Raw genomic sequence first — 26,324 nt, 5'->3', positions numbered from 1 at the left:
ATATCGTGTCTCCTTATGCGACCTGGGCGTATTCATGAAGGAGGCCGCCGAGCCGGTCTCGTCGGGAGACATCGATGTCGGCGTCGACCGGATCGGGTAGCCCGCAGAGGGCTGGCCTGCTTCAGAGCCTGGTGCGGACGACGCATATTGAAGTAGGTCTCGTACTCGGCGAGGACCTTGCGCAGGTGGCGTTCGTTCATGATGAGGATCCGGTCGAGTAGCTCGCGGCGTACGCTGCCGACCCACCGCTCCATGATCGCGTTCATCCGAGGAGCCTGTGGCGCAGTGAGCGCTACGCGGATGCCCTCGGTCGTGAACAGCTCATCGAACACAGTGGTGTACTTACTGTCCCGGTCTCTGATCAGGAACCGGAAGTCACCGATCCGATCGCCCAGGTCGAGTATCAGGTTGCGGGCTTGCTGGGCGACCCAGTCGGCGGTGGGATTCGCCGTGCCCCCCAGCACGTGGACCCGCCGCGTAGCGTGCTCAAGCACGGCGAAGCAGTACAGCCGCGTAAGAATGACCGTCTCCACGCTGAAGAAGTCGCACGCCTGGGCTTTGAGGAACTGAGCCCAGGTCGGACCGCTACGCCGGGGCGCTGGATCGAAGCCCGCCCTCTTCAAGATCGCCCACACGGTGGCCGGGGCCACCTTCCGGCCCAGGCCAGCGATCTGCCCGGCGATACGCCGATATCCCCAGTCCGGATTTTCGGCGGCCAAGCGCAGCACCAAGGCTCGGACGGTAGGTCAGATCGGTGGCCGGCCCGGCCCGTGCTTGGGGTAGGTCCAGCGTCGCTTCACCAGGTCAGCGGGCCAGCGTAGGAGCATGCGCGGTGTGACGAACAGATGACATCGGCGACGTCGAGGCAGGACACGCACGAGCGCAGAGATGATCGCCCGGTCTGCCCACGATGGCCGAGGAGCGGCGACCTGGCGGTGGAGCACAGCCGGCTGATGTCGCAGTACCAGGATTTCTGCGTCTTTGGACGCCTGTGATCGGGCGAGCAGCGCGATCCAGCCGAATGCTCGCAAGACGATCAAGTACAGCAACCGCAGCCGCAGAGCCATCCTGTGATCCTGCCGGAGCTGAGCCGCCGAAGGCGGCAAAACCCCAGATCAAACCCTGTGACACGATATTCGGCACCCACAGGGTCTTCAAGCTTGTGGAATCCACTATGGTCCGCTGGTCCAGCGACGGAGTCGTCCCTCGTCAGGTCGTCCGTATCCGGGAATGTGCATGGTAAGCCAGGTGTCGTCGCCGTGACCACGTACGAATCCGCTGTCTTGTTCATCCGGGACTTGAGTGGGATACGTGATGCGCCCGATCAGTTCCAGGGTGTCGGTGCGAAACAACAAATGCCGGTTCTTCTCGTTGTCGTGACGTCCGACGACGAGCACTTGTTCCGGGTTCAGGAAACAGGCGCCTGGGGTGAATTCCCAATGATCCCATTGCCCGTCCTCGTTCAGTCGGATCTCGCTCCCCGCGAAGTTGCCCACGACGATGTCGTGCCAGGCGCCGCCGAGCCAGTGGCGACCGTCGGGAGACACGCCCAGCGGGAACCAGCGCCCTCGGACGGGAGTACTTTCGACGTTATCGTCCCAGGAGGTCCAGATGCCATCGACTGCGTGACCGTCGAAGTAGGCAAATCCCAGTCGGTTCCGATCGGGAGAGGCGATGATGTCCGTGATCCCCCGATAGCGGGATTCCGCTCTACCGGTGATCTGCCAGTCCGACATCCTGACCACCCAGCGCTCGGCGTCGTCCACCCAGTCCTCGTCGGAGGATGGGCCGAGCACCGGTATGAAAGCCCACAACTCGGAGCCGTCGGAGCTGAACACTCCACAGGCTGGCACCGCGTCGCCGCCGGCATCGCCGAAAGCGGGATATGTGGTGCGCCAGGCCACCTTGCCGGTCGAGTCGACGACCATCATGCGCTCGGTGCCCGCGAGCACCACCCACCGTCGATCAGGGCTCACATCGACCCGAACGTCCCCATCCGACTCCCGATATCGACGCGCCAGTTCCTCCGGGACAGGGAAGCGGGAAACGACCCGCAACGCACGGTCCAGCACCATGACCTCGCTGGCGCAGGGAACCGCCAGGAAGCCGTCCGGCAACATGCGCACCGCGCCGCGTAGTGGTACGGACACTTCTGCGACCAGTCGCGCCGGCACCTCAGGGACCAAGGAGGCACAAAGATCATCAGGCATGCTGGGAAGGATACTCATTCGCCTGCAGGTTCAGCCGGAGGCTGCCTTATCAGCGCTTGGACGGGTCTGTGGTCAAGCCGGGCATGTCTCGCCCGCCAACCCTTCCGCCATGCCCCCCTGCTGGGTGTCGGGTCTGGCTTTACGCTCCGGCCTCAGGCGCCCGATACCCGGCAGCGCAACCCGGTTCATTTCGATCTCGCTATCGGCCCGCCGATGTGCCGGACGCGTGCCGAAGAGCATGTGACGAGCATGAACTCGGCCGGGTTCGCCTCGCTGAAGATGGCCCAGGACCGAGAAAGCGCAGGTCGAATGGGGTGTGGAGTGGTAGGGCGCCCGGGGCTCGAACCCGGAACCTACGGATTAAAAGTCCGCAGCTCTGCCAATTGAGCTAACGCCCCTCGCAACAGCAAGGGTACAGAGATTACCGCCCAACCCGCGACGCCTACATCACCGGTAAGCGGCCAGACCCGTCAGCGCCTCCCCCAGCACCAGCGTGTGAATCTCTTGGGTGCCCTCGTACGTCAGCACAGACTCCAGGTTGTTCATGTGCCTGATCACAGGGTACTCCAGGGTGATTCCGTTCCCGCCCAGGATTGAGCGGGCCTGGCGGGCGATGTCCAGGGCGGCGCGTACGTTGGCCAGCTTGCCGAAGCTGATCTGCCGGGGCTCCAGCTGGCCGGCGTCTTTCAACATGCCCAGATGGAGGGCGGTGAGCTGGGCCTGGGCGGCGCCGACGTACATCCAGGCGAGTTTCTCCTGCGTCAGCTGGAACGCCCCGATCGGCTTGTCGAACTGGACCCTGGTCTTCGCGTAGACCACCGCGGCCTCCAGGCAGGCGAGGGCGGCGCCCACGACGCCCCAGACGATGCCGAAGCGGGCCTCTGAGAGGCAGGAGAGCGGGCCGCGGAGGCCGGTGACGCCCGGGAGGGCGGCGGAGGCGGGCAGGCGTACGTCGTCGAAATAGAGGGACGAGGTGACCGAGGCCCTAAGGGACAGTTTCCTGTGGATCTCAGGGGCGGAGAAGCCGGGGGTGGAGGTCGGTACGACGAAGCCGCGGATGCCTTCGTCGGTCTGCGCCCAGACCACGGCGACGTCGGCGATGGAGCCGTTGGTGATCCACATCTTGGAGCCGTTGAGGATCCAGTCGGATCCGTCTTTCTTGGCATAAGTCCGCATATTGGCGGGGTCGGAGCCGTAATCCGGCTCCGTCAGGCCGAAGCAGCCGATGGCCGAACCGGCCGCCATCCGCGGCAGCCACTCCTCTTTCTGCTCGTCGGAGCCGTACCGCCAGATGGGGAACATGGCCAGCGAGCCCTGCACCGACACGAAGGAGCGCAGCCCCGAGTCCCCGGCCTCGAGCTCGCGGCACGCCACCCCGTACGACACCGCGTCCGTCCCGGCGCAGCCGTACCCCTGCAGATGCATCCCCAGCAGCCCGAGGGCGCCGAGCTCGGGCGCGAGCTCGCGCGCCGGGAAGACCGCCTCCTCGAACCAGTCGCCCACGTGCGGCAGGACACGGTCGGAGACGAACGACTTGACCGTGTCGCGGATCAGCCGCTGGTCGGCGTCGAGCCGGTCGTCCAGGCGGAGCAGGTCGTCCATCGCGGGTCCCTTCATCACATAGGGGGCTACCAGGGTTCTACCAGGGGGAATCCTGATGTGCTAACACCGGGCCCACGGGCAGTCTTGAGACATGAGCGAATACAACGTCAAGAAGCTGCGTCGGACCCACAAGGGCAGGATCATCGGGGGCGTCTGCTCCGGCATCGGCGAGTTCGTCGGGATCGACGCCAACCTGGTGCGCATCGCGCTTGCGATCGCCACGCTGTTCGGCGGGCTGGGCGTCGGCGTGTACGCGATCGGCTGGCTCCTCATGCCCGAAGAGGACAGCGACACCTCCATCGTGCAGGACCTCATCAACAAGCAGCAGGACCGCAGCAGGACGGACTGGAGCGGCGAGCAGAAGCCTCAGTCGTGATCAGGCTGTGGCGGGCACGCGTTCGCGAGGCTCGGTCCAGAACAGGGCCAGCACGGCCGCGCAGATCAGCCCGGTGAATCCGGCCAGCGCGACCACCGGCTCAGGACCGAGTCTCTCCGCCGCGAACCCGCCCACCAAGATCCCGATCCCCTGTACGGACATCAGCCCCGACTGCACGAGGCCGAACGCTTGGCCGCGACGTTCGGCCGGCACCTGCTGGACGAAGGCGGCATTGGCCGCGAGCTGGTACGCCCCGCCGACCCCCGACAGCACCCACGCGGCGAGCACCACCTCCAGCGGCGGATACAGCGCTGTCACGATCAGGGGCGCGCAGCTCAGCATGGCCAGCCACCCCATGAGCCGCAGCCGCCGCGGCGGCGGCACGAACCTGCTGAAAAGGAACGCCCCCAGCACCGTCCCGGTCGGCATCGCCGCCATCAGCAGCCCAGTGATCACCGGGACCGGCAGCGTCCACGTGGCGAACAGGGTCCCCGTGGACAGCTTGGCCGCGTACGGCACGGCGATGCCCTCGGGCAGGATGTAGAAGCCGCACAACCACGCGAACAGGACGAGCGTCCGCAGCTTCCGCGACCCGAACACGAGCCGGGCTCCCGCCGCGGTCATCGTCCACATGGACGGTTTCGAGGCGTCGTGGCTCGCGGAGGGCCGGCGCCGTACCCCTGACACGAGGATCAGCGCGGAGCCGAGGAACGTCGCCGCGTCCACGGCGAGCGCCCGGTAGGGGCCCATGGTCGCGATCACCGCTCCGCCCGCCGCGAAACCGAGCATCTGTACGGCCTGATTCGTCATGTTCTGAATCGCCGAGCCGATGACGTACCGGTCGCCTTCGAGCACCTCGGGCAGCAGCGCCGCCCGCGCGGCCGAGAACGGCGCGCTGAGCAGCACCACCAGGAACACCAGCGCGCACAGCGCCCAGAACGGCATGCCCGGCACCGCCATCGCGGCCACCAGCGCCGCCCGGATCAGGTCGCAGGTCAGCATCACGGCCCTGCGCGCGAACCGGTCCGCCAGCCCGGCCAGCAACGGCCCGCCCACGATGGACGGGAGGTACGTCAGCGCGTAGACGGCCGCCGTGGCCAGCGGTGACTGCGTGCGGTCATAGACGAGTACGGCGAGTGCCACCTGGGCGAGCTGGTCGCCAAGGAGGGAAAGGCCCTGTCCGTACCAGAGTGCTCTGAACTCCCTGAGTGCGATGACTTCCCGATATGTGGCGTGCCCTTCAGCACGGCGATGCCGTCCCGGCGGACGACCTGCCCGCATGGCCCCCATTGGACTCCGCTGTGCCTGACTTACAGTGTTCGCTACGTCACCTAAGGTGCCCGATCATTATGGCAAGCCGCAACCCAAAGAAGTCAACCAAAAGCAAAGGGTTACCAGCCGAGCTCGTGAAGTCTAGCGTCGTCGATGCCGAAGTGATGGCCGACCTCGTGGACGACCGTGATGCGCACCTCGGCGACGACGTCTTCCTCCGTATCGCAAATCTGGCATATCGGATTGCGGTAGATCTCGATGCGGTCGGGCAGGACCCCTGAGTACCAGTCGCCGCGTTCCGTGAGGGGGACACCGGTGTACAGGCCGAGCAGGTGGGGCTCCGGCGGGTCATCGACGACCGTGACGACGACATTGCTCATGGCGCGCGTGAGGGCCGGGGGGATCGTGTCCAATGCCTCGGCCACGAGTTCCTCGAACTTCTCCCGCGTAACCTCGATCACACTTGCCATTCTGCCCCGTCCCTCGGGTAGGCAAGAAAGCGTATGAAGTTCGTTCACAGGTCAAAGGCAGTCATTCAGTCCAGGGTGGCGAGGGGCGCGGCGGTGCTCCTCGTGGCCGCGGTGGGTGCTTGGCTGGGCATCTTCCTCAGCGGCACCGTACGAGCCCAGATCGGGCCCGTGGAGACCGGCATGTCGCTCCGGCCGGCCTGGAGCGGCGAGACGATCGTGGACGCCAGTCCGCTCGGCACGCTCACGTTCCGCACGCACGACGCGCCGCTGCGGCTGCGCATCACGCTCGAGAACATCGACCAGGAGCGCGCCAAAGCCCTCATAGAGGACCCGCGCCTGGCCGACCGCCTGCCGGGGCTCATCGAGGACGACCTCCTCGACGGCGTACGCGCGCTGGTGATCCGCTCGCTGCTCTGTGCGGGCGCCGGGGCGCTGATCGCGGTCCTGATGGTCTTCAGGCGCCCCAGAGTGGCCCTGATGGGCCTTCTGGCCGCCTCCGTGGCGCTGGCGGGCACGGGGGTCCTCGCGGCCGTGACGTTCCGCCCCAGCTCTCTCGTCGAGCCCCGCTACTCGGGCCTCGTCGCCGCCGCGCCGTCGCTCGTGGGCAGCGCCGAGTCGATCGTCTCCCGTTTCGAGTCGTACCGGTCGCAACTCACCAAACTCGTCACGAACGTCTCCAAGCTGTACGACACGGTCTCCACCCTGCCGCTGTACGACGCCAACCCCAAGACCATCCGGGTCCTGCACGTCTCCGACATCCACATCAACCCCATCGCCTGGAACGTCATCCGCTCCCTCAAGGACCAGTTCAGCGTGGACATGGTCATCGACACGGGCGACATTTCCGACCATGGCACCAAGGCCGAGAACAAGTTCGTGGACGAGATCGGCCGCCTCGGGGTCCCGTACGTGTACGTACGCGGCAACCACGACTCGATGACCACCCAGAAAGCGGTCGAGAAGCAGAAGAACTCCATCGTCCTGGACGACACCACCGAGACCGTGGCAGGCCTGAAGATCTACGGCCTGGGCGACCCCCGCTTCACCCCGGACAAGTCCGTGGCCGCCGACTCGGACCCGACCGTGCTCGGGGACTACGCCCGCTCCCACCTCGCCAAGGTGAACCAGCCGGACGTGGTCGCCGTACACGACCCGGACGTCGGCAAGGGCTTCTCCGGCGCGACCCCCATGATCCTCGCCGGCCACACCCACGCCCGTAAGACGTCCATGCTCCCCTCGGGCACCCGCCTCCTCGTCCAGGGCTCGACCGGCGGCGCCGGCCTGCGCGCCCTCGAACACGCCCAGCCCACGCCGGTCCAGGCCTCTGTCCTGTACTTCGACAGGGAGACGAAGCGCATGCAGGCATGGGACGACATCACGCTGGGCGGGCTGGGGGAGCAGTCGGTGTACATCCAGCGTCACGTGGAGCCCGACCCACAACGTATGATTTCCCCGGAGCCAACGAACGCCCCGTCGCCAACGGGACCGATCTCTGGCACACAATCGCCGTCCGCCGGTAAGCCACTTTGGCATCAGGGGCAATCGTCCCCTATGCTTCAGAGGTCTCCGACGGAAGGCGACAGGGAATCCTGAGCCCCCATCGTCTAGCGGCCTAGGACACCGCCCTTTCAAGGCGGCGGCACGGGTTCGAATCCCGTTGGGGGCACTGCGAGCGGTTAGCGCACCGGAAAACGGCTGGTCGAAGACCACCGAAAAGCTGGTAAGCTAAACGAGCGCAAACGGCAAGAACAGCAAGAAACGCAAGGTCCTGTAGAGCAGTTTGGAGTGCTCGCCACCCTGTCAAGGTGGAGGTCGCGGGTTCAAGTCCCGTCAGGACCGCTCTGGGTCAGGTAGCTCAGTTGGTACGAGCGTCCGCCTGAAAAGCGGAAGGTCGGCAGTTCGACCCTGCCCCTGACCACCATTATTTACCAGCACGAATGCCCCGCTCATGATCACATGAACGGGGCATATTTGTGTCTGCGTGTCTATCTGCGTGACTACGGTTCCGGAGCGAGCGGGAAGATCTCGTCCATCACCGTCGCGCCTTCCTGCATGACGGGCCGGATCTGCTTGCGGTAGACCATCTCGGTCACGAGGGTGTTCGTGTGGCCGACCAGCCGTGAGATGTGCTCGATCGGGACGTCATGAGCTGAGAGCAGCGAGACGAAGCTGTGCCGCAGTTCCCGGGGAGTCCATTCCGCCGGGTTGATGCCCTCAGCGCTGTTGAGGGCAATCCGGAAGTCCCGCCGAACGTTCTCCGCAGTCATGGCAGTGCACCGGGCGGTTGGCGTTGAAGCCGTGGCGTGCGGCGAAGCCCGGCCGGCGGGGTCGTCGCGTTTGCCCTCGGCGGAGGGCAGCCCGTGGCGAGCGCTTGGTCGCGGGTGAGCAGGGCCCGCTCGGCGTGGGGCCAGCAGCCCGTCCGGGTCACCCAGTCGCGTTCGATGTCGTCTTCGGGACAGTCGAAGTCGCCGACGTACATCAGCACCGCGAGGCGCGGTGCTCCCTCATGGAGCTGGAGGGCCCGGATAGTCCCGGCATCCAGCTGTTCCGTGACAGCGGCGGCCCCGGGCTGCTGGTGCCGATCGCCCAGCGGGGGCGGGGAGCCACCGCCTTGGACGCTCTGCGGGTGCAGCGTGCGCTGGGCAGCAGGACACCGTCGCTGGCCGTGGCCACCATCTTGCACCACTTCTCGGTGGCCACCCTGGTCGGTCTGTCCACCACCGACGATGGCCAGGAGTCGATGCTTGTCGCGGGGGTGGCCGCCGGCAACCAGCTCGTGGCGTTCGGCTTCGCCGAGGAGCGCCCCGGCGCCGGAATCCTCTCCCCGATGACCGCCACGGCGGGGCCCGACGGGCTGTCGGTCAGCGGGAGGACGCGCCCGTGCAGTCTGGCCCGGTCGATGGACGTGCTCGCCGTCAGTGTCATGGTCCCCGGCTGGGGCGACGACGGCGGCGAGGTACCGGCGGTGGCGCTGGTGTCCGCAGAAAGCGAGGGTGTGAGCGTCGGCGGGGCGGGGGTGGACAGCGAGCAGGTCACTCTCGACGACGTCCTGGTGCCGCCGGAGCTGCTGGTGCAGGCCTCGGCCCCCGACGGGCGGCCGGAGGTCATGCTGGCCGCGGGCTTCGCCTGGTTCCAGCTGCTGATGACGGGTGGCTACCTCGGGGCCGCCAGCGCACTGGTCGAGCGGGTGCTGCTCGACAACCGGGTGCCCGAGTCCGAGAGGGTCCGGCTGCTGGTGGAGGCCGAGGGCGTGATGTCGGCCGCCGGATCGACGACGGGGACCCGGACGAGTCGACGCTCGCCGACTCGCTGTACGTCCGGTACTGCGTGCAGGACACCCTCTCCCGGGTGGTTCCGCGCGCGGTCGAACTGCTCGGCGACCTCGACTCCATGGCCTCCGATGAGGTCGGCCACCTCGCCACCTACGCCAACGAGTTGGACCTGCATCCGCCGACACGGGACCGGATGACCGGTCCGCTGGCGGCGTACCTGGCCGACGGACCTCTCACCATCGCCTGATCCCAGGCGTCCTCGCCCCGGACCGCGACCCCACGAACTGACCGGTTGCGGAGCCTGGGCCGGTCAGTTCGTGGGGTCGTGGATGATGCGATGGATGGTGGAGCGGCCGATGCTGTAGTCGGTGGCGAGCCATTGTTTGCCAAAGCATCCATTCGTTCAGCGACAGTCGGCCATCGCTGTCAAGGTCTCTCACATCAAAGAGCGCAAGCTGGAACGGGATGGCGAACCCGTCGATAAAGCCGGGGGCCTGAAAGGCCTCAATGCACCCTTGCTTGCTGATCTTCCCATCTCCGTCAGCCTTCCTGCCGAGCTCCGGCCACATCTGGTTGCTCGCGGAGATGAGCTTGCGCGCCTCCTCGAGCTTGCCGGCGTTCCATGGGTCCATGCACAACCACATGATCTGCAGGTAAATGTCGGTCTGGTCGAACATGCCGTCGCCGTCGTTGTCAAACTGCTAGAATTGCTCAAACAGCTTCTCGGCGCGCTCTTCTGCCAGCGTCACGATTGTCACCCGTCCTTTTCTTCTGAGGGGTCGCTGTAGTACTCAAACTAAAATATCGCGCGGCTACTGCTGCCGGCACTCCTCTGACAACCTCGCCGGACTCGCACGATCTCCGCCCGTGACCGCGCTGATGCGAGCGCTCTGGCTTGCGTCTACGCGTGGCCAGAATCGCGCGCGAGCGCTTCCAATCGCGCGTCGCGCGCCGGGAATGGGGTGGCAAAGCTCCTCGGAGCGCTTAGAAGTGCTCTCAGATGCCCGTTTCTCAACGTGAAGGGGTCGTGGAACCGGCCGGTTCGGAGCGCCTATGCTATGCGCATGCCCACGAGTAAGAATCAAGGCACACGGCTCAAAGCGACAGTGCGTGACCGGGAGCTCCGGGACGGCTTGACGTAAAGCACTTAGCGGGCAACGCGATGTGGGAAAACGCGCCCCGCAGCGTTGTCACGGCCGCGACCGCCGGACTCATCCCCCGACTGTCCTGACCGAAACTCGTGTCTCCGCTGGGCCCAAGTCACCTGCTGTGACCTGGGGGCCTGCAAGACTGCTGTCAGGCCACCCGGTCGTGATCACAACGTGAGCACGGCCGGGTGGCGTCGGGGAGTCACAGACCTCCTCCGCGGGCCTGTGCACGACGTGAATGCTTACATCGGATTCACTCGGTCGGGAAAGGCGGATCATGCCGATCGCTCATGCCGGTTGACACCCGTCCGACCATCAAGTAAGACTCCCATTATGCAAATAACCCAAGTTTGGGAAGAACAGTGGACGACAGGCTGGACAACGCTCACTCCGTCTGAGCTATACGGCGAGTATTATCTCCTGTCGTACAAGAATGGGTCGGGAAACGCGGATCTCAGCAAGTTCCACAAGGACGGCTCATACAGCGGGGTATGGCAGCAGGGGTGGACGACGGGGTGGACGACACTCACTCCGTTCGAGCTATACGGCGAGCCGTACCTCCTGTCGTACAAGAACGGGTCGGGAAACGCGGACCTCAGTAAATTCCACAAGGACGGCTCATACGGCGGGGTATGGCAGCAGGGGTGGACGACGGGGTGGACGTCACTCGTCCCCTTCAAGGCGTACGGCGAGTATTATCTCCTGTCGTACAAGAACGGGTCGGGCGAAGCGAGTCTTGACAAGTTCGGCAGGGACGGCTCATACAGCGGGGTATGGCAGCAGGGGTGGACGACGGGGTGGACGACACTCACTCCGTTCGAGCTATACGGCGAGCCGTACCTCCTGTCGTACAAGAACGGGTCGGGAAACGCGGACCTCAGTAAATTCCACAAGGACGGCTCATACGGCGGGGTATGGCAGCAGGGGTGGACGACGGGGTGGACGACAGTCGTCCCCTTCAAGGCGTACGGCGAGTATTATCTCCTGTCGTACAAGAACGGGTCGGGCGAAGCGAGTCTTGACAAGTTCGATCAGGACGGCTCGTACGGCAATGTGTGGCAGCAGAACTGGGCGACGGGGTGGACGACGCTCGCTCCGTTCGAGCTGTACGGTAAGTGTTATCTGCTGTCCTACCAGGCGGAGACGGGGACTGCGGAGCTGAGCAGGTTCGATTTCGCCGCTGAGGCGGCGTCCGGTCGGCCGGTGCCGTCTATGACGGCGAAGGGGATTTACGAAACGCTGAAATAGCGGCGAGGGTGTCGCGGTGACACGGCAAGATGGTCACCATGAGTAAGCATTCACGGCCTGTGCTTTTCGGGTTCTGTTGATCGCGCTGTGTGATCGTTCAGAGGTGTGCAACGGTACGACCGGCTCCGGAACGTCAGGCGGTGAATGCTTACCCTCTTTGGTGGAGTGACTGAGTGACAACCGCGGCAGACGATCAGGGACGTTGACGGACGCGTGTGGATGGTCGGGGCCTGGTCAGCGGCGTCATGACCCTGGCGGGAACGGGTGCTCGGCTGCCTGAAAAGCGGAAGGTCGGCAGTCCGACCCTGCCCCTGACCGCCAGCATTGAACAGCCAAGATGCCCCGTAGCGAGAAACGCTCCGGGGCGTTTTCGTGTTTGCGACGGCAACGTCGCCACCTCCGCTGGCAGGCTGATATTCGTGTGGTTACTTCCCTGGCCTGTGGCGAAAGATCCTGATCATGGCACGGTGTTGCCCAGGGTGCTTCGGACCGTTCGTGCCGTCGACACGGCCACGATGATCGAGTTGTTGCGAGAGACCTCAGGTTCCGCCAAGCCGCAGGCCACCGAGCTTCTGGCCGCTCACCTTGCTCCGGGAGGAACGCACTATGTGATCCCTTGGCCACGTAGGCCATGGGATGTGCCCGTCGAAGGCTGTATCTCTGCGGCCATGGTGCTCAGGATGAACGACGGTGCGCTCATCAAGAGCGGACTTCACAGGTCTGTGCCCATGACGCGGTTCCAGCAGCTTCCCAGGACGCTGTCACAGTGGGAGGAGTATCGGGCAGCGCGACGTGCGAAGGGCATTGGGCGGGACTTTCATCGGTGGTCCCGTGATCACCGGCACGACCACAGCTGCAAGCACCCGCACTGCGTTGAAGCACGTGCGGGCCACTGCTCCTGCTTCACGTTCATGGAAGACATGCGGACAGCGCGTGACCGGCCCGCCGGATTGGAACGCGGTTCGGCGCAGGAGGCCATTAGGGTCTTGATGGCCATGGGGTTCATGGAGATCCGAGCCGACAGCCACCTCGTGAAGCGCGCGTTGGCTGCCGGGGAGACGGACACGGCCCTGAGACATCTGGAGCACATGCGCATGATCGCGGACGTGTGTCACAACCTTCCGCAGGATTTGTTCCCCAGGAGGCGCAAGATCCGTGAGCGAAAGGCGATCGAGAGCCTCCGATTCCACTTGCGGGAGCTTGATCCGGACGATCGTGCTGCTCAGTGGGTCGTGGGCCAGCTGGACGCTCAGGGATTCGACTACGTTCGTGTGCTCCGAGATCGGATCAAATGGAAGCATGCACGGTGACGGCGTGCTGCCCCAGTCGGGAAGCGGTTGGCTGTCCGAGGGTGTCGCCCAGGTTGCACGGGGCGGCATGAGCGCTGGGACTGCGGAGCTGAGCTACCGCCCGAAACCGACTGCCGTCAACCGGGCACAGAGCTGAACGACTGAGGCGCCACCCTCAGAGGGCGGCGCCTCAGCTCGTTTCCGAGGTTCCTTGCTCAGGCCATGACGGCGCTCCCACGCCTTCGCCGTTTCGGGCACCCCGTCATCGCGAGGACCGCTCCGCGTCCGCAGACTCGAGGGCCATCGTGGCGAGGTGGCGGCCGATGCCGTACGTGTCGGTGTCCTGCACGTTGCTGAGCACGACTACCTCGATGTCGTCATCGGGCAGGTACATGTTCATCGCCGCGTAGCCCTGGAGAAGTCCGTGGTGGTACCGGAGCCGGTGCCCGTGGAGCCGGTCGACGGCCCAGCCGAAGGCGTACGCGGTTGAGGGCAGGGTGAGGCAGCCGTTCGGGGGACACGGGGCCTGTGGCGTGAACGCCTGCTTGACGGTGGCGGGCGGCGCGACCAGATCCGCGCCGAACGACCGGTCCCAGCGGGCGATGTCGTCCACGGTGGAGTAGATGCCGGTCGCGGAGAATGCCTGGGAGCCGTTGGTGGGCGGGGCCGGTGATCCGACCGTGAAGTAGCCCTTCGCGTACCCGGCGGGCGGATTGCCCCGGCTGTAGCCGGTGTGCCGGAGGTGGAGCGGGCCGGTGATCTCTTCATGCAGTACGGTGCCGTACGGCTGGTGCGTCACCGCCTGGATGATCGCCCCGGCCAGGACGTAGCCGCCGTTGCTGTACTTCCAGTTGGTCCCGGGCTTGAAGTCCAGCGGCCTGTGCACGAACCGCTGGATGAGCTCCCGGGTCGTGGTCGGTTGTGAGAGCTCGGCATAGAAGCCCGGCAGATCCTGGATGTTGACGATGCCGGACGTGTGCGTGAGGATCTGGCGGATCGTTACGGGCCGCCACGCCTGCGGGCAGGTCTCGATGTATGCCGGGATGAGATGCGGGCAGATCGGGTCGTCCAGGCCGAGCAACCCGCGGTCGCGCAGCTTCAGCATGAGCATCGAGGTGAACTGCTTGGTGACCGAGGCGATGCGGTAGACGGTGTCCGGCCGGTTGGGGATGTGCCTCTCCGCGTCGGCCGCGCCGGCAGCGGTACGCAGCAGCACCTGCCCACGTCGTACTACCAGCACCGAGCCGGTGAACTGCTCCTTCCGGGCCAGGTCCCGGACGTACTCCCGCATCGCCGCGGCGGTCCGATCGTCCCGCGGCGCCGGCATGGTGGCCAGCGGATCCGGATTCTGAGGTGCTCGGCTCGTGACGGCGGATGCGGCGATGGCAGGAGCGCCCGCAGGCATGACCCCACCGGTCAACGCGGTACTGACCGCAAGAACCCAGGCGATATTAGGAAACTTGGGCATATTATCCCCCCGGAACGTATCAAAGTCCCGAAATATGGGCGTTTCTCCGAAGCGGGTGATTGTCGGTAGAGAGCGCCAGGTGGACTATTTTCGGGGGGTTGGTTTCCGTGCGCTGGAGCCGCAAACGGCGGTCGAAGTCTTTTTCCTTATGCATGTCCCTTCGCTCAGGCGGCGATGGTGCTGCGGCGTTCGAGCGGTACCACGTCACGCCATGTGTCGTGGTGACGGCGGGGGCGCATCAACCGTTCGGTGGATTTTCGGGTCAGCAGCATTCACCGGAGAGCATGGCCGGCAGATCGATTCGGTCCTGGGGCGGGAAAACGATGCTTGAGCCATGGCAGTCATCGAAGTCACAGACCTCCGCAAGAAGTACGCGGATCTGACGGTTCTGGATGGGGTGTCGTTCTCCGTGGAGGAGGGCGAGATCTTCGGCATCCTCGGTCCGAACGGCACCGGGAAGACCACCACCGTGGAGTGTGTGGAGGGGCTGAGGCGGGCCGACAGCGGGTCGATCAAGGTGCTCGGGCTCGACCCGGTCAAGGACGGGCCCGGGGTGCGTGAGCAGATCGGGGTGCAGCTCCAGGACACGCAGCTCCCCGAGAACATCAAGGTGTGGGAGGCGCTCGACCTGTACGCCTCCTTCTACGCCGAACCGCGCGACTGGCGGGAGCTGCTGGAGGAGTGGGGGCTGGCGGACAAGCGCAACGGCCGGTTCGGGAAGTTGTCGGGTGGGCAGAAGCAGCGGCTGTTCATCGCGCTGGCTCTGGTAGGCAATCCGCGGGTGGCGTTCCTCGACGAGCTGACCACGGGGCTCGACCCGCAGGCTCGCCGTACCACCTGGGAGCTGATCAAGCGGGTCCGGGCGAGCGGCGTGACGGTGGTGCTGGTCAGCCACTTCATGGACGAGGTGGAGGAGCTCTGCGACCGCGTCGCCGTCTTCGACCGCGGCCGGGTGGTCGCGCTCGACACCCCGGCCGGGCTGGTCGACGGGATCGACGCCGAGCACCAGATGCGGTTCACGCTGATGGCGGGGGACATGGTCGAGCTGGGTGGGCTGCCCGGGGTGACCGGCGTGAACAGGACGGGGGATCGGGTGGTCGTCACGGGCAGGGGCGACTTCGCCACGGCGGTCACCGCGCAGCTCGCCCGTCACCACGTCCTGGTCAGCGATCTGCGCATCGACAAGCGCACCCTTGACGATGCGTTCGTCGCGCTGACCGGCCGTTCGTTCGACGGCCCCTGACGTCCGTCTCCCGGATGTCCGCCCCCTCACCACGCCAATGTCCAAGGCCCGCCGACGCCCTGGCCGATGAAGGTCCTGGCTGATGGACGCGTGACCCGCCGACGACCGAACGTCTCATCCACCGACGGAGGAAGATCATGACCAAGCTCGCCATAGTCGAACTGAAGCTGCTGACCCGCGAACCCGGAGCGATGTTCTCGCTGCTCATCCCGCTGTTCATCATGGTGGTCTTCGGAAGCTCGATCGGCCCGGGCGACACCGTGCTCCTGCCGATGGCGCTGGCGATCGCCGTGGGGCTCGTGGGCCTGTACATGCTGCCCACCACCATGGCCACCTACCGCGAGCGCGGCATCCTGCGCAGGCTCTCCATCACGCCGGTACGCCCGGTGAACATGCTGGTGGTGCAGCTGCTCCTGCAGCTCGTCCTCGCGCTGACCGCGTGCGCCCTGCTGGTGACGGTCGCCGGCACCGTGCTGAAAGCCCACCTGCCCACCCGGGTGCTGCCCGGTGCGCTGGTCTTCCTGCTCGGTACGGCGGCCATGTTCGCCATCGGCCTGCTCATCGCGGCCCTGGCCAAGAACGGCCGAAGCGCCAACGGGATCGGGGTCCTGCTGTACTTCCCGATGGCCTACCTCGCCGGACTCATGCAGCCCGCCGAACAGATGCCCGCTTTCGTGGCCCGCATCGGGGAGTTCACCCCTCTGGGCGCGTTCCGGCAGAGCCTGCGGGACGTCTGGGAAGGCGGCGCTCCCAGCCCGCTGCTGCTTGCCGTGATGGCCGCGTACGCTGTGGTCGTCAGCATGGCTGCGGCCAAGTTCTTCCGCTGGGAGTAGTGGGGTATGACCGGGCGGCTCGACCGATGGGAGCGGCTGCTGGAGCGCCAGATGGCGGCCGCTCCGTACGTCCTGCTCGGGACCTCCACAGTGCTCTCCCTGCTGACCGGCGAGACGGGTGGCAGGCCGTGGGTGATGCTCGCCCTGGTCGCGCTCGCGGCCGTCTGGATCTGGCTGGTGCCCCGGGGCGTGGCGTACGTGGCCGGGCTGGTGGTGCTGATCGGAGCGCTCTGTACGCAGGGGCTGTGGTTCGCGAGCTTCTTTGGTTTCGCCGGATATCTCCACTCGTGGCAGTACCTGAAGGGGAAGTGGCGGTTCGCCGGGGTGACCGCCACGGCGGCGATCAGCGTCGCGACCTACAACGGCGGTCTGCCCGAACCCACCCCGACCGGGATCCTCGCCTTCCTGTTCTTCACCGCCGCCATCGTGGCCCTGGTCGGCCTGTTCAGCTTCGTCGGCGAGATCACGGCCGAGCGGAGCGCCGAGCGCAAGCGGATGGTGGCGCAGCTCGAAGCGACCATGAAGGAGAACGCCGGGCTGCACGCCCAGTTGCTGGTCCAGGCCCGCGAGGCAGGCGTTTTCGACGAACGGCAGCGCATGGCGGCCGAGATCCACGACACGCTCGCCCAGGGTCTCACCGGCATCATCACCCAGCTCCAGGCGGCGCACCGGACCGAGGAGTGGCGGCGACACGTGGACAACGCGATCCGGCTGGCGCGGGAGAGTCTGGCCGAGGCCCGGCGCTCCGTGCACGCGGTGGGGCCGGGGCAGCTGGAGGCGGCGCCGCTGCCCGACGCGCTGGCGGAGGTCGTCGGTCAGTGGGGGGAGCTCAATGGGGTACGCGCGGATCTGACCATCACTGGTACGGTCCGTCCCATGCATCCGGAGGTCGAGGAGACGCTGCTCCGTACCGCGCAGGAGGCCCTCGCCAACGCGGCCAAGCACGCCGGCGCGTCCCGGGTCGGGCTGACCCTGTCGTACATGGAGGATGTGGTCACCCTGGACGTGCGTGACGACGGCGTAGGGTTCGACCCCGAGCGGGTCGGCGACGGCGGCGGCTTCGGCCTGACCTCGATGCGGAAGAGGGTGAGCCGGGTGGCGGGCACGCTGGAGATCGAGTCCGAGCCCGGCTTCGGCACGGCGATCTCCGCGAGCGTCCCGGCGGTGGCCCGTGCCTGAGATCCCCGATTCCCGTGTGGGTGAGGCTCCGATTTCTGCGAGCGTCCCGGCGGTGGCCCGTGGCTGAGACCGTGATCCGGCTGCTGATCGCCGACGATCATCCCATCGTCCGTGACGGCATCCGTGGCATGTTCGCCGGCGACCCCGACTTCGAGGTGCTCGGCGAGGCCGGAGACGGTGCCCAGGCCGTCGAGCTCGCGCGGGCGCTGGATCCCGACGTGATCCTCATGGACCTCCGCATGCCCAGGATGGACGGCGTCTCGGCCATCAAGGAGCTCGCCAGGCTGGGCATCGCGGCCCGCGTCCTCGTGCTCACCACCTACGACACCGACAGGGACGTCCTGCCCGCCATCGAGGCCGGAGCCACCGGCTACCTCCTCAAGGACACCGGCCGCGACGAGCTCGTCCGCGCGGTCCGTACGGCGGCGCGGGGCGAGGCTGTGCTCTCCCCGTCGGTCGCCACCAGGCTCCTCGGCCAGGTCCGCGCGCCCGCCGACCCGCTGAGCGCCCGGGAGCTGGAGGTCCTCCAGCTCATCGCCGACGGCGCCACCAACCGCGAGGTCGCCACGCGCCTGTTCATCAGCGAGGCCACGGTGAAGAGCCACGTGCTGCACATCTACACGAAGCTCGGCGTCAACGACCGTGCCGCCGCCGTGGCCGTCGCCTTCCGCCGCGGCCTGCTCACCCTCGAGAGCGGCTGACCAAAAGTCCGTTCGCGAGAGAGCGCTCTCTTGACAATGGGCGTGATGTTGCCGGATTGTTTCCGTAAAGCGACAGCCGTGGATCGGATGAGGTAATCAGTATGGTCCGCACCCCCCATTTCAGAGTGTTATTCACCGTCGGCGCCGTTCTCGTCGCGCTGCTCGCCCCTCTGGTGGGCACCGCCGGCGCCGCCCCCGCCCCCGGGCCGCTGGTCTGGTCCGACGAGTTCAACGGAGCCGCGGGCAGTGCCGTCGACCAGTCGAAGTGGCGCTTCGACATCGGCGGCAGCGGCTGGGGCAACAACGAGCAGCAGTACTACACCAGCAGCACCCGCAACGCCGCCATGGACGGCGCCGGCAACCTCGTGATCACCGCCCGCCGCGAGAACCCGGCCAACTACCAGTGCCACTACGGCACCTGCCAGTACACCTCCGCCCGCCTGCTCACCGCCGCCACCTTCACCAGGGCGTACGGGCGGTTCGAGGCGCGCATGAAACTGCCCCGCGGCCAGGGCATCTGGCCGGCCTTCTGGATGCTCGGCGACAACATCGGGTCGGTCGGCTGGCCCGGCAGCGGCGAGATCGACATCATGGAGAACATCGGCCGCGAGCCCAGCACCGTGCACGGCACCATCCACGGCCCCGGTTACTCCGGCTCCGGAGGCATCGGCGCCCCGTACTCGATCGGCGGCGTCTTCGCCGACGCGTTCCACACCTTCGCCGTCGACTGGTCCCCGAACCTGATCATCTGGTACGTCGACGGCGTCGAATACCAGCGCCGGACGCCGGCCGACCTCGGCGGCAACCGCTGGGTCTTCGACCACCCGTTCTTCATGATCATGAACGTGGCGGTCGGCGGCTACTGGCCCGGCTACCCAGACGGCACCACGACCTTCCCGCAGACGATGTCCGTCGACTACGTCCGCGTCTACGCCCCGCCCACCAGCGGTTCCGGCGGCCGGATCACCGGTATCGGCGGCAAGTGCGTCGACGTGGCCGGCGCCGCCACCGCCAACGGCACCGCCGTCCAGCTGTACGACTGCAACAACACGGCCGCCCAGAGCTGGACGTGGAACGCCGACGGCTCCGTACGCGCGCTCGGCAAGTGCATGGACATCACCGACGGCGCCACGGCCAACGGCGCGAAGGTGCAGCTGTACGACTGCAACGGCACCGGCGCCCAGCGATGGACCTACGACTCCGGCACCGGCCGGATCGTCAACCCCCAGTCCGGCAGATGCCTCGACGCGACCGGCGCCAGCTCGGCCAACGGCACCCGGCTGCAGATCTGGGACTGCGCGGGCAGCGCCAACCAGACGTGGACCCGCTCCTAGGTTAAAGGGCTTCTCCCGGCCGGGGAGGAGCCCTTTATAAATGCCGGAATTGATGAGAACGCGCTCTCCCGACAGGCGCGCTAGGCGAAGATGCCGGTCACTCCCCAGTCTGGTCCTCCCCGGGAGGACGGAGGGAGCCGGTGGAGCTTCGGGAGATCGAGATCTTTCTGACGCTGGCCGAGGAGCTGCATTTCGGCCGGGCCGCCGAGCGGATGTACCTGTCCCAGTCGCGCGTGAGCCAGACCATCCGCGCCATGGAGACGCGCGTGGGCGGTCGGCTGTTCGAGCGCTCCTCCCGCCGCGTGCGGCTGACCCCGTTGGGCGAGCGGCTGCGCGAGCGGCTGCGGCCGGGGTTCGAGCAGATCCACCTGGCCCTGGCCGAGGCCCGGGAGATCGCGTCGGGGATCACCGGCGTGCTGCGGGTCAGCCTGCTCAACTTCGCCGCGGGCGGCCCGGCGTTCTCGGAGATCGTACGGGCGTTCACCACGGCCCATCCGGGCTGCGAGGTCGTGGTGTACGAGGCGTTCCCCGGCGAGGCGCCGCGCTGGTGTGGTCGGCCGAGCGGGAGACGGCGGCGGTCCGCGCGTTCGCCGAGGTGGCCGGGCGGCTCAGCGGGGCCTCCAGCGCCTGGCCGGCCACGGGCTCGCCGAGCTGAAGCACCAGCCAGATCCGCGTACGGTCACGCAGCACCGCCGGCTCGGCCAGCGGGTCGCCGTCCACCACGACCAGGTCGGCGAGCTTGCCGGGTTCGACGGTGCCCAGATGCTCGTCCAGCCCGAGGGCGCGGGCCGCCGTGGCGGTCGCCGCGACCAGCGTCTCGGCGGGGCTCAGGCCGTGCCGGACCATGCGCACGACCTCGACGGCGGCGTCGGAGAACGGCTGCCAGTCGTGGCCGAGCGCGATCGGCACGCCGGCCGCGCGGGCCGCGGCGAGCGTACGGCCGGCCTCGACCAGGTTGTGCTCGGCGAGCTCCACCAACGGCGGCGTCCACGCCCCATGAGAGCCGTCCTCGGAGAGGCCCGCGACGCCGTAGTAGCACGACAGCGTCGGCACGAGGATCTGTCCGGCCGCGGCCATCATGTCCAGCAGGTCAGGCCGCCGGTGGAGGTACATGCCGTGCTCGACGGTGTCCACGCCATGCCTGATCGACACCTCCGTGCCGGGCAGGCCCTCCGCGTGCGCCGCCACCCGGTACCCGAGCCGGTGCGCCTCGTCCACCAGCGCGGCCATCTCCTCCTCGGTCACCTGGGCGGGCCGCGGGTCCTCCAGCTCGACCGAGCGCGCCCCGGTGGACATGATCTTGATGAAGTCGGCGCCCCGCCGCATCTGCTCGCGCACGGCCTTGCGCACCTCGTCCGGCCCGTCCGCCTCCCGGTACATCCCGTCGAAGAACCGGCCGCCGGGCGCGGTGGCCGACACGATCCGGCCGCAGGTCAGCAGCCGCGGCCCGCGGAAGGCCCCGTACCGCATCGCCTGCCGAGCCGTGACGACCGCGTCGCCGTACGAGCCGACGTCGCGCAGCGTCGTGAACCCCATCCGCAACGTCTCCCGCAACCGCGCGGCCAGGAAGTGCGCGGTCACGTCCGGCCACAGCGGCTCGGCCCCCTCGGCGGGCGCTGGCGGCGTCGCGAACACGTGCGCATGGGCGTCGATCAAGCCGGGCAGGACGGTACGGCCCGCGACGTCGACGACCTCCGCCCCGTCGGGCGCACCGTCGCCGGCCTGCCCGACGAGCCTGATCATGCCGTCCTCGACGAGGATCCCGGCGGCCGGCCGGACGGGGCCGCCGGTCCCGTCGAACAGCCGGGCGTTGGTCAGCCAGAGACGGCCGGGGCGGCAAGGGGGATCTGAGAGTCTCATGCCCTTCATCGTTCGCTGATGCCCGCGCCGGAACAACGACGGACCGCTCACCCCATCCATGAGCCAGACTCATCGCTGGCATGCGGAGATAGCCTTTGTCCGCCTCCTGCGCGCCTGCTCACAATGACCGGCATGAACAGAATCAACTACTGGGCCGTCGGGGCCGCGGCGGTGGTGACGCTCGTCGCGAGCTCCGTCTACTACATGGTTTTCGGCGGGGTGTGGGCGTCGCTGCGCGGCGTGGCCACCGCCGCGCCGCAGCCCTGGGAGCTCGCGGGGCAACTCGGGAGGAACCTCATCGAGGTGCTGGTCATGGCCGTGCTGTTGAGCCGGTTCCAGATCCGCGCGCGGCGCGAGGCCGTGGGGTTCGGACTCCTGGTGTGGCTCGGGTTCCAGGCCATGATGATCGCGGGTTCGGTCCTGCATGAGTCGTACCCGGTGGGGCTGTACGTCCTGCACGTCGGCGATGCCCTCATGACCACCCTCCTGGTGGTGTTCATCCTCTCCACCTGGCGCCCCGCGACCTCCTGAGATCCGGGGCCACCGAAGCGGCCCCGGATCGCGCTGTCACCGGGTCGTGCAGACGGACCCGTTGAGGGTGAAGACGGCGGGCAGGATGTTCGGGCCGGAGTAGTTGCCGACGAAGCCGACCGTGGCGGTGGCCCCCGTGGCGAGCGCGCCGTTGCCCGCCTCGTTGACGACCTTCACGTCCGAACCGGTCTGCGTCCAGACGCCGCCCCAGCCGCTGCCCAGGCTCTGCCATGACCTGGGCCAGCCGAAGTTCAGGGTCCAGCCGCTGACCGGAGCGCCGTTGTTGGTGATGTCGATGGCGCCGACGTAGCCGCTGGCCCAGTCGGTCGTGACGGTCAGCCGTACCGAGCAGGAGCTGGTGGCGGGCGTGCCGGTCGTGAACGTCAGCGGCGGGGAGGCCCACGACAGGCCGCCGCCGCTGTCACGGGCGATCACGTTGATCGTGTAGCGGGTGCCCGGCTTGAGGTTGTTCACGGTGAACGAGGTGCCGGAGGTCTCGCCGAGCTGCTCGCTGACGGCTCCGTGCTGGCGGTGGAGCTCGTACTTGGCGATGGGGCGCGAGCCGGGGGCGGCGCCGGGCCAGGAGATCGTGGCGGTCGTGTCCGTCACCTGCGTGGCCGCCGGCTGGCCGGGGGCGCCGGGAAGGCCGGTCTGCGGGGACGCGGGGTGCAGGACGAGGGTGGTCAGGGAGAGCGGCGGCAGCGTCTGGCCGGCTGCGGTCCCGCCGGTCGAGGTGGTGATGGCCGTGGCGCCGTTGGTGTGGGTCAGTACGGTCGGCGCGCCGGCCGCCGGGGTGTAGCCGGAGTAGTCGATCGCGACGGGGTACGACGTGTCGTTCGAGGTGTTGATCAGCATGACCGCCAGGTCCCCGTTGGGCCGGCGGGCGGCGTGCGCGACGACCTTGGCCTGGTCGGTCGCGGCGCGGACGAACTGGTCGCCCGGCCGGGCGAACTTGCTCACCATCTGGAGCGCGTAATAGGGGGCGAAGGGCGTGTTGAGCGCCGGCTCGCAGACGCTGTTGTCGGAGGTGCACGTGCCGCTCGACAGCAGGCCGAAGTCGCCGTAGTCGGTGTGCCCCTCGACCTGGGTGACGGTGCCGATGCCGTTGTGGACGTTCCACCAGTCGACCGTGAACACCCCGTTGGCCAGCAGCGTCGCGTACGCGTCGGCGGCGGCCAGCGCGCCGGGCTGGGTGTTGGTGCCGTTGCTGCTGGACCCGGTGTTGAACTCGGTCATCGCGATGCCGATCCGCTCCGAGCCGGGCCCCACGTACTTGGCGATCTGCTGGCGGGTGAGCTGGATCATGTCGGTCACGTGGCCGGCCCTGTCGAGGGCGCCGGGGTACCAGTGCAGGATCACGAAGTCGATCTTCGATCCGGCGTTCGCGAGGACGACCTTGTTCCAGGTGCCGCTGTCGCCGTCGGCGGTGATGGCGTCCGGCCAGTTGGCGGCCGTGGTCAGCACCGCGCCGATCTTGATGGTCGGGTCGACCGCCTTCATCGCGTCCGCGTAGGCCACGACGTTGCGGGCGTACTCGGCCGGGCTCTTGTCGGCGTGGTCGTCGGCCTCCCAGGCGGAGCCGTAGTGGCCGTTGCCGTAGTTCTCGTTGCCGATCTCCCAGTACTTGATGCCGTAGCCCTTGGTGACGTTGGCCTGGCGGACCCAGGCCGCGGCCTCCTCGGCGGTGCCGGTGCCGTAGTTGGCGGTCACCATGGCCTGCGCCCCGGTACGGCGGACGCCGCGCATGAACGTGTCGAAGTCGGTGTTGGGCGCCACGTAGCCGCCGGGGGCGGTGTGGGTGGACCAGTGGTAGATGTCGGAGTACGACCCGCCGGGATAGCGCAGCATCTTCACGCCGGCGTCCTTGAGCCGGTCGGCGGTCTCGTCGGTCCCGAGATTGGTGTCCCAGATCGCATGGTTGGAGCCGATGCCGGTTCCCGGGACGGTTGCGAGAGCGGCACGCGCGTTGACGGTCACCGCTACCGGGGTGACGTCGTCGGCGTGGGCCGCGGGGGCGTTGAGGGCGGTCAGCGTCAGCAGGAGGGCGGACGCGGCTCGTAACAGCGGTGTGGGCATCGGCGTTCCTCGCCATGGATAGCGGAATTCACTCGACGCCTCCTCCTGACCAGGAGGCATCATGATCATGAGGTGCGCCGCCTCGCCCGTCAAACACCGTTGAAACTTTCATGGGGGGCGATCGTGGATCTCTTGCTCGTACGGCTGCGGGAGGCCGGGTTCGACGCCACGGCCGCCGGTGCTGACGCACGGCGACCTGTGGCGCGAGAACATCCTGTCCGGCCGTGCGGGCGGGCGCGAGCCGCTGAGCAGCCTCGCCCACGACGACAACCCGCGGCCGTACGGGAGATCATCAGGCCCTTCGCCTAGTTGTACTTGTACAGCCTGGTGGCGACCCGCCGGTTGTGGTCGAAGAGCGAGGCGCGGTACATGCTGACGGCGAGATCCCCGTGCTCGGCCTTGCCGCAGGTGTTCACCCCGGCCAGCTGGTGGATCTCGAACCGCGTGGTCGGGTCCCCGGCGATGAAGTACTCGGCGCGGGCCTGGTACTGGTCGGCGCTCGTGTCACAGGCGAACACCACCGTGTTCCGCTCATTGAAGCACAGGGTGGAGGCGCCCTTCGTGGAGGTGCACACCTTGGACCGGGACCGCGCGGCGGCCGTCGTGACCCGCGTCTCCCGCTTTATCGGATATTTCGTGATGTTGCGGACGGTCTTCCACCGCCCGAACCGCACCCGGTGGTTGCCCTCGTAAACCGCCGCCCGGAACGTCACGATCTTCCCGATCTCTCGGTTACCCCGGACCTCACCCTTACGCCCCAGGTTGTGGATGACGTACTTGGTGCCCAGGTAACCGTTGAGGTAGTACTCCACGGTGGCGTGGAGCTCGTCGTTCGCCGTGTCCTCGATCGTGATGCCCGGACGGTCGCTCCCGTCCGGCCCCACGCAGGCCTCCGCGCCCTTGATCCGGACGCACTCGGGCTCCGCCGCGACCGCGGCGGCGGGCGTGGACACGGCCACCGCCGGAACGGGCGGCCGGGGCTCCGCCTGGGGCGCGGGCTCCGTCTTCGCCGCCGCCCCGTCAGCGCTGAACACGGTGGCCGCCACCGCGACCGCCGCTATGAATGTACGACCTAATGCCACTCGAACCTCACCAGCCTCATGAGTCACACGCGCTTTGTCTGGGTGTGACGCGAAAGGTGGGGGAAAGGTTCCGAACCGGGAACGTTCAGCCGCCGTTCACGGACGATCGGTCTTGGACGTCAGCGTGGCCAGCGAGAGCAGCAGCGCGCTCTGGGCGAGCATGCCGGGCGCGAGCGGCGGCGCCTGGCCGACCGACTTGGTGAGCGCGTACCACCATTGGGTGAGCGGAGAGAGGGTGTCCCACGTGGGATCGGCCGCGCCCGCGCCGTGGTTGACGGACACGTGCATGAAGACGCCGTACGCGGACGCGAGCAGCACGACCAGCGCGACCACCCGTACGACGGTGACCGCCCGGGAGGTGTCGCGCAGGGCGAGCAGCACGAGCGCGAACCCCAGCAGCGCCAGGGCCACCCACGGGATCAGCTGCACCGGGCTCTGCCAGTGGCGTTCGAAGGCGAGCTCGAGGGCGGCGCCCATGATGCCGATCGCGACCAGCCCCAGGAGGCCGAGACGCACCACCGCGCGGCCCGTCGAGCGGGCAGCGGGCTTCACCGAGGTCGAGGTCGAGGCCATGCGGGACCACCGTCCGATACGAGCGAGGGGGGAATCTCCGGTCCCCTCAACGCTCTCCGGGATCCCTCAGAGCTTCCTGTGCGGATTCTGAAGATCTCGTGAGAATGACCGCCTCGAACATCCGCGCCAGCTCCGCCGCGTCCTCCTCGGCGTGATGCGTGTGCGGCAGCCCTTCGAGGCCCAGCCGCCGCTTCATGGTCCTCTTGCCCGTCTCCGACCACTGGCAGCCGGTCTGTCCCATCCAGTAGCTGCGCAGGTCGATACCCGAGCCGGTCACCCCGAACGGGCTCTTGCCGGTGAACCGTACGAAATACCAGTGCACGAACATCCCGTCCCACACCGCGGGCGCGGCCAGGAACACCGGGCGGCCGACCTTCCGCAGGCCGTCGACCCAGCGGGCGGCCGCCGCCATGGCCACCTCGGGCGCGGGCGCCTCCCGCAGCAGCCGGTCGCGGTCGAGCCCCGAGACGGCCAGCGCCTCGGGCACGAAGTGTCGTGACACGGGTGAAAGCGTAGCTGCACGACATCTGCACCACATCCGCACACGGGGCTGGTGG

General features: G+C 67.6%; 24 protein-coding genes, 4 tRNA genes and 1 pseudogene. 15 read left to right on the top strand and 14 right to left on the bottom strand.

Annotated features, from left to right (window positions below; translation table 11 throughout):
• Positions 1-32: 32 nt before the first annotated feature.
• The 4 genes from AB0L65_RS48860 to AB0L65_RS48845 all read right to left on the bottom strand — a co-directional run bounded on the left by AB0L65_RS48860 (position 33) and on the right by AB0L65_RS48845 (position 3,812).
• A complete protein-coding gene (locus AB0L65_RS48860; RefSeq protein WP_364261376.1) occupies positions 33-728 on the bottom strand; it encodes an integrase core domain-containing protein in 696 nt (231 codons plus the stop codon).
• Between the two features lie 444 nt (positions 729-1,172).
• Positions 1,173-2,210: a hypothetical protein gene (locus tag AB0L65_RS48855; RefSeq protein ID WP_364261233.1), complete on the bottom strand. Its 1,038-nt coding sequence runs from the start codon at positions 2,208-2,210 to the stop codon at positions 1,173-1,175.
• A 322-nt stretch (positions 2,211-2,532) separates the two neighbouring features.
• Positions 2,533-2,608, bottom strand: a tRNA-Lys gene (locus tag AB0L65_RS48850).
• Positions 2,609-2,657: 49 nt separating this feature from the next.
• Entirely contained in the window at positions 2,658-3,812 is a 1,155-nt protein-coding gene (locus AB0L65_RS48845; RefSeq protein ID WP_364261230.1) for an acyl-CoA dehydrogenase family protein, read from the bottom strand.
• A gap of 91 nt (positions 3,813-3,903) precedes the next feature.
• On the opposite strand from AB0L65_RS48845, the gene AB0L65_RS48840 reads away from it, so the two are divergent.
• Positions 3,904-4,188, top strand: coding sequence for a PspC domain-containing protein (locus AB0L65_RS48840; RefSeq protein ID WP_364261227.1), 285 nt, complete (start codon positions 3,904-3,906; stop codon positions 4,186-4,188).
• On the opposite strand, the gene AB0L65_RS48835 is transcribed toward AB0L65_RS48840, so the two are convergent.
• Entirely contained in the window at positions 4,189-5,469 is a 1,281-nt protein-coding gene (locus AB0L65_RS48835) for an MFS transporter (RefSeq protein WP_364261224.1), read from the bottom strand.
• Positions 5,470-5,579: 110 nt separating this feature from the next.
• On the bottom strand, positions 5,580-5,921 hold the full coding sequence (locus AB0L65_RS48830) for a metallopeptidase family protein (protein ID WP_364261373.1): 342 nt from the start codon (positions 5,919-5,921) through the stop codon (positions 5,580-5,582).
• Positions 5,922-6,005: 84 nt separating this feature from the next.
• On the opposite strand from AB0L65_RS48830, the gene AB0L65_RS48825 reads away from it, so the two are divergent.
• The 4 genes from AB0L65_RS48825 to AB0L65_RS48810 all read left to right on the top strand — a co-directional run bounded on the left by AB0L65_RS48825 (position 6,006) and on the right by AB0L65_RS48810 (position 7,851).
• Positions 6,006-7,523, top strand: a complete 1,518-nt coding sequence (locus tag AB0L65_RS48825; RefSeq protein WP_364261221.1) for a metallophosphoesterase — start codon at positions 6,006-6,008, stop codon at positions 7,521-7,523.
• Positions 7,524-7,596, top strand: a tRNA-Glu gene (locus tag AB0L65_RS48820).
• A gap of 98 nt (positions 7,597-7,694) precedes the next feature.
• Positions 7,695-7,769: transfer RNA gene (locus AB0L65_RS48815), tRNA-Asp, on the top strand.
• Positions 7,770-7,774: 5 nt separating this feature from the next.
• Positions 7,775-7,851: transfer RNA gene (locus AB0L65_RS48810), tRNA-Phe, on the top strand.
• Positions 7,852-7,927: 76 nt separating this feature from the next.
• Here the strand turns inward: AB0L65_RS48810 and AB0L65_RS48805 are convergent.
• Positions 7,928-8,197 (bottom strand): tyrosine-type recombinase/integrase, encoded by a 270-nt coding sequence (locus tag AB0L65_RS48805; RefSeq protein ID WP_364261218.1) that lies wholly within the window; start codon positions 8,195-8,197, stop codon positions 7,928-7,930.
• 239 nt (positions 8,198-8,436) lie between these two features.
• Here AB0L65_RS48805 and AB0L65_RS48800 point away from each other — a divergent pair, with 239 nt between their 5' ends.
• Positions 8,437-9,399 carry a hypothetical protein gene (locus AB0L65_RS48800; RefSeq protein ID WP_364261215.1) on the top strand — a complete coding sequence of 321 codons (963 nt, stop codon included), beginning with the start codon at positions 8,437-8,439 and terminating at the stop codon, positions 9,397-9,399.
• A 36-nt stretch (positions 9,400-9,435) separates the two neighbouring features.
• Here the strand turns inward: AB0L65_RS48800 and AB0L65_RS48795 are convergent, their stop codons facing one another.
• Entirely contained in the window at positions 9,436-9,879 is a 444-nt protein-coding gene (locus AB0L65_RS48795; RefSeq protein ID WP_364261212.1) for a hypothetical protein, read from the bottom strand.
• Positions 9,880-10,683: 804 nt separating this feature from the next.
• Between AB0L65_RS48795 and AB0L65_RS48790 the strand changes: the two genes are divergently transcribed.
• Together AB0L65_RS48790 and AB0L65_RS48785 are read left to right on the top strand one after the other, a co-directional pair.
• Positions 10,684-11,598: a hypothetical protein gene (locus tag AB0L65_RS48790; protein WP_364261209.1), complete on the top strand. Its 915-nt coding sequence runs from the start codon at positions 10,684-10,686 to the stop codon at positions 11,596-11,598.
• A gap of 911 nt (positions 11,599-12,509) precedes the next feature.
• Positions 12,510-12,908, top strand: a complete 399-nt coding sequence (locus tag AB0L65_RS48785) for a hypothetical protein (RefSeq protein ID WP_364261206.1) — start codon at positions 12,510-12,512, stop codon at positions 12,906-12,908.
• Between the two features lie 241 nt (positions 12,909-13,149).
• Here AB0L65_RS48785 and AB0L65_RS48780 read toward each other — a convergent pair whose 3' ends face one another.
• Complete coding sequence (locus tag AB0L65_RS48780; RefSeq protein ID WP_364261203.1) at positions 13,150-14,214, bottom strand: serine hydrolase domain-containing protein; 1,065 nt, start codon at positions 14,212-14,214, stop codon at positions 13,150-13,152.
• Between the two features lie 475 nt (positions 14,215-14,689).
• Here AB0L65_RS48780 and AB0L65_RS48775 point away from each other — a divergent pair, with 475 nt between their 5' ends.
• The 6 genes and pseudogenes from AB0L65_RS48775 to AB0L65_RS48750 form a co-directional block, all read left to right on the top strand.
• Complete coding sequence (locus AB0L65_RS48775) at positions 14,690-15,598, top strand: ABC transporter ATP-binding protein (protein WP_364261200.1); 909 nt, start codon at positions 14,690-14,692, stop codon at positions 15,596-15,598.
• 137 nt (positions 15,599-15,735) lie between these two features.
• A complete protein-coding gene (locus tag AB0L65_RS48770) occupies positions 15,736-16,431 on the top strand; it encodes an ABC transporter permease (RefSeq protein WP_364261197.1) in 696 nt (231 codons plus the stop codon).
• Between the two features lie 6 nt (positions 16,432-16,437).
• Positions 16,438-17,610: a sensor histidine kinase gene (locus tag AB0L65_RS48765; protein ID WP_364261195.1), complete on the top strand. Its 1,173-nt coding sequence runs from the start codon at positions 16,438-16,440 to the stop codon at positions 17,608-17,610.
• A 59-nt stretch (positions 17,611-17,669) separates the two neighbouring features.
• Positions 17,670-18,311: a response regulator transcription factor gene (locus AB0L65_RS48760; RefSeq protein ID WP_364261192.1), complete on the top strand. Its 642-nt coding sequence runs from the start codon at positions 17,670-17,672 to the stop codon at positions 18,309-18,311.
• A 125-nt stretch (positions 18,312-18,436) separates the two neighbouring features.
• The gene (locus AB0L65_RS48755) at positions 18,437-19,645 is read left to right on the top strand and encodes an RICIN domain-containing protein (protein WP_364261189.1); all 1,209 of its coding nucleotides are present in this window, start codon (positions 18,437-18,439) and stop codon (positions 19,643-19,645) included.
• Between the two features lie 140 nt (positions 19,646-19,785).
• Positions 19,786-19,911, top strand: a pseudogene (locus AB0L65_RS48750) (LysR family transcriptional regulator); the annotation flags it as partial.
• Between the two features lie 214 nt (positions 19,912-20,125).
• On the opposite strand, the gene AB0L65_RS48745 reads toward AB0L65_RS48750, so the two are convergent.
• Positions 20,126-21,505: an amidohydrolase family protein gene (locus AB0L65_RS48745; protein WP_364261186.1), complete on the bottom strand. Its 1,380-nt coding sequence runs from the start codon at positions 21,503-21,505 to the stop codon at positions 20,126-20,128.
• A gap of 132 nt (positions 21,506-21,637) precedes the next feature.
• Between AB0L65_RS48745 and AB0L65_RS48740 the strand changes: the two genes are divergently transcribed.
• Entirely contained in the window at positions 21,638-22,036 is a 399-nt protein-coding gene (locus AB0L65_RS48740) for a DUF1761 domain-containing protein (RefSeq protein ID WP_364261183.1), read from the top strand.
• A gap of 36 nt (positions 22,037-22,072) precedes the next feature.
• Here the strand turns inward: AB0L65_RS48740 and AB0L65_RS48735 are convergent, their stop codons facing one another.
• The 4 genes from AB0L65_RS48735 to AB0L65_RS48720 form a co-directional block, all read right to left on the bottom strand.
• Complete coding sequence (locus AB0L65_RS48735; RefSeq protein ID WP_364261180.1) at positions 22,073-24,112, bottom strand: cellulose binding domain-containing protein; 2,040 nt, start codon at positions 24,110-24,112, stop codon at positions 22,073-22,075.
• 305 nt (positions 24,113-24,417) lie between these two features.
• On the bottom strand, positions 24,418-25,194 hold the full coding sequence (locus AB0L65_RS48730) for a hypothetical protein (RefSeq protein WP_364261177.1): 777 nt from the start codon (positions 25,192-25,194) through the stop codon (positions 24,418-24,420).
• 96 nt (positions 25,195-25,290) lie between these two features.
• Positions 25,291-25,767 carry a hypothetical protein gene (locus AB0L65_RS48725; protein WP_364261175.1) on the bottom strand — a complete coding sequence of 159 codons (477 nt, stop codon included), beginning with the start codon at positions 25,765-25,767 and terminating at the stop codon, positions 25,291-25,293.
• Positions 25,768-25,813: 46 nt separating this feature from the next.
• Positions 25,814-26,269, bottom strand: coding sequence for an exonuclease (locus tag AB0L65_RS48720; RefSeq protein WP_364261172.1), 456 nt, complete (start codon positions 26,267-26,269; stop codon positions 25,814-25,816).
• Positions 26,270-26,324: the final 55 nt, after the last annotated feature.

The organism is Nonomuraea sp. NPDC052116, from assembly GCF_040680035.1.
Classification (GTDB): Bacteria; Actinomycetota; Actinomycetes; order Streptosporangiales; family Streptosporangiaceae; genus Nonomuraea; species Nonomuraea angiospora_A.
Note: the sequence above shows the minus strand (reverse complement) of the source record. Positions and strands in the feature narration are given on the sequence as shown.